The organism is Priestia sp. TRM10, assembly GCF_057808375.1.
In genome coordinates, this window is sequence record NZ_JBJZOT010000047.1 from 1 (window position 1) to 255 (window position 255).

The 255-nt window shown below is 45.5% G+C and carries 1 tRNA gene; it reads left to right on the plus strand.

The features are described 5' to 3' along the window. The first annotated feature begins 50 nt into the window (after positions 1 to 50). A tRNA-Ala gene (locus tag ACK3CR_RS27130) sits at positions 51 to 126 on the plus strand. The last annotated feature ends 129 nt before the right edge of the window (positions 127 to 255 follow it).

Here is a 255-nt window from a genome sequence, read left to right on the forward strand (position 1 = left end):
GTGAGGTCGGTGGTTCGAGTCCACTCAGGCCCACCATATTCTTGTTTATTGGGGCCTTAGCTCAGCTGGGAGAGCGCCTGCCTTGCACGCAGGAGGTCAGCGGTTCGATCCCGCTAGGCTCCACCAATATTGTTCATTGAAAACTAGATAACAAGTAAAGCAAGGTTAAACCATATAACTCTCATTTAATGAGAAAACCGAGTAAACGATCGCTACAACACTGTTAGTGTTGAAATAACCAATCAATGGTTAAGT